The sequence below is a fragment of the Candidatus Poribacteria bacterium genome, assembly GCA_021162805.1.
Taxonomy (GTDB): Bacteria; Poribacteria; WGA-4E; order B28-G17; family B28-G17; genus JAGGXZ01.
Genome location: JAGGXZ010000050.1, coordinates 1 through 2,788, shown reverse-complemented (window position 1 = coordinate 2,788; position 2,788 = coordinate 1). Strand labels below are relative to the sequence as shown.

Here is a 2,788-nt window from a genome sequence, read left to right as displayed (position 1 = left end):
TCTCGCACCCTGAAAGGGGAAGGAGCATCAGGCAGATGATGATCCCAAAGGCGTTGACGACTTTCCTCATATGTCTCCTTGTGAACTTGTCAAACTCCTTGTCTATCTCCAGTTGCTGTATTGACTTTTTAATCCCTTCAGCGTATAATTCTACCATGGGTTGCCTCCTTTGTGAGGTTTTTCACTATTATACACCAAAGAGGCAACCCAAATCTATCTCTGATTTCATCTACATTTTCATCGCCTCTTTCTTGTGATGCCTTGTAATTACTGGATTCTCCAGATCTTGGGAAATCTCAGTTGTATTATAATGTGTTGCTGCTACCTGACGCTTGAGCTTAAGAGGGGTGTCGGTATGGAAGGGTTAATCTTAGCGATGTTCATAGTTGTATCCAGTGCCCAGAGGGATCTCATGGTTGAAGATTTCGAGACGCTCGATGGCTGGCAGACCCGAGGCGAGGAGATCTCTATCGACTTGGATGGTTCTCATGTCCGAACAGGCCAGCGCTGTTTACATATTCACCTCGAAGTGAACCACGATAACGGAATGGGCTGGCCGGCCGCCACTAAGACTTATGAGAATCCTATTGATCTGTCCGATTTTCAATTCGTCGAATTCGACATATACTTTGAGAGCGAGCGAGGTCGGGACCCCGACTTCGCTATGCATGTGACGTTAAAGGACGATCAGGGGCGCGAAATTTACCGCACCACCCTTATAGACCTGCGGCATCGAAGGTGGTCCCACGAGCGCTTCTGCATAGCCGGCATTCCCGGAGCCGCTCGGCTGTCAACCCTGCATCTGTGGTTCAGCGAGGACACTTACGATCACGGCGATATCATCGACATTTACGTCGATAATTTCCGGGCGACCGAGGCGCCGCCGCGGCCTGAGCTTCCCAGCTTCGATTTGCCGCCGACCCGCGGACTGCTCGCCTCCTCCCCGGCTGCCAAGGTGTGGCTCGCTGAACCCGTGGAGAAGGTTCTGCGCAAAACCCCTATCCCAACGGCTCATCTGCAGGGTCTCATACTGTCCGGAGCGCGCAACGAATACCTCAGCGCCCAGCTCGTCCTTACTCCGCAGACCGAGAGGGGCATCGGCACCGTGCGCTTGACGTTCACGGATCTGCGCGGCTCATCAGGGGATGTGATCCACGCCGATAACATCTGGTGGAGTCAGGTGGTTTACGTGCCGGCCAGGGAAGGCCCGCCGGAAGGTCTGCCCGATGCTCTCCCCGGTCCCGAACCCTTCACAGCCGATCGCCCATGGAATTATCCCATCTGGCTCGACTTTTACGTCCCGCCTGATGCCAAACCTGGCAGATATATGGGTTCCCTAACGATTGATTGCTCGGCCGCCGGCCACTTTACCATCCCGATAACCCTTAAGGTCTACGACTTTTCGGTTCCACGCCGTCAGTCTGTTCCCTTCGTCACCCACCTCTACGGTCCCTGGGGCTGGAGCGAGGAGATCAAGAGGTGGTTCGGTGATATGAGTTATAGGGACTATGTGCGCAGGTGGCGACCGAAAATCTTCGCTTTGCTCGCTCGGTATCGGATGAGCCCGCTCACACTGGCAAGCATGGAGATGCGCTGGGATGGGAAAAGCGGTCGAGCGGTGATAACGAACGCGGATGAGTTTCTCCGACTGACCAACTACTATCTGTCATTGGGCTGTGGTATGTATGGTGTGGGCGTGCCGTTTTTCTTCAACCGCGACGCTTTCCTGGGCGCTAAGAAGGGCACGCCGGAGTATCTCAAGCGAATAACCGCCGCCTACGAAACAGCGGCCGAATTCCTCCGTGAGGAAAACCTTCCCACACACTGGGAGGTTTACTGCGTTGACGAGGTGGTCGTTCACAAACACAGCAGGCCAATCGACTTTGACCTGCTGAATAGCGTCTTCGACGCGATTCACGCCGGCGACCCGGCCATTAAGATATTCGCCACCGAGGTGCCCTCGCCGTTGATACATACAAGGAGCAAAATCACGTGGTGCATGAATGTCTCTTCCTTGGACGAGGACGTCCTGCGGGAGGAGAAGTCCAAGGGGCGGGAGGTGTGGTGGTATAACGGCTACCGCTTGCCTCGGCCGGCGGCGCACATCTCAGCTCCGGGCATAGCCCATCGAGCTATGTTCTGGATAATGTATAAATATGACATCGACGGGTATTTCATCTGGACGGTGAACCGTTGGACAAGTAACCCTTGGGAACGCCCGAATCGCTCCCGCCGCGCCAAAGCCGGTCAGCACTATTGGCTATATCCTAATCCCGATGGCACCGTTTCACCCTCACTTCGGCTGGCGATGTTTCGCGACGGAGCCGAGGATTATGAATACATGGTGGCGCTTGAACGCTTGGCCAACCGGTTGGAGAAGCGGGGCAAACAAGCTGCTGCTGACCACTGCCGCGAGGCTCTCCGGATAGCCCTGTCAATAGTCCTCGCCTATGACAACGCCGTTTGCATCAACTACGACCAGCTTCGCCGGGCACGGGAACTGCTAGCACGCACATTGCAAGTATATAATCCCCGAACCTAGGGCTTTTCAATGATTTCCGCTGGAGTGAGGTATGATCTGTGACCCGCCTAATGTCATATCAAGGTGAGAGCCTTATCCTCCCCTCGGAGTCTGTACTTATACTGAAGAAGCACCTGAGGCAGTTGGGCTGGCACTACAGGATAAGGATAAAGTCCAACTTCCTTCTGCTTTACAGCGGGAAATGCCCCTGGCTTGTTGTTTTTTTTTTAGACTTGGGGAATAGATTTTTATGGGGAAGGGTTTTTG

The 2,788-nt window shown here is 54.2% G+C and carries 2 protein-coding genes; both read left to right on the top strand.

All coding sequences use genetic code 11. The annotated features are described in order from the left end of the window. Positions 1 to 355: 355 nt before the first annotated feature. Positions 356 to 2,542 (top strand): DUF4091 domain-containing protein, encoded by a 2,187-nt coding sequence (locus J7M22_03715; protein ID MCD6505713.1) that lies wholly within the window; start codon positions 356 to 358, stop codon positions 2,540 to 2,542. 38 nt (positions 2,543 to 2,580) lie between these two features. After that, the coding region (locus tag J7M22_03710; GenBank protein ID MCD6505712.1) for a hypothetical protein at positions 2,581 to 2,788 on the top strand (208 nt) is incomplete at its 3' end.

What these genes read in the sequence shown, in the direction of transcription:
- J7M22_03715 (MCD6505713.1), top strand. Translation starts at nt 356, where the DNA reads ATGGAAGGGTTAATCTTAGCGATGTTCATAGTTGTATCCAGTGCCCAG.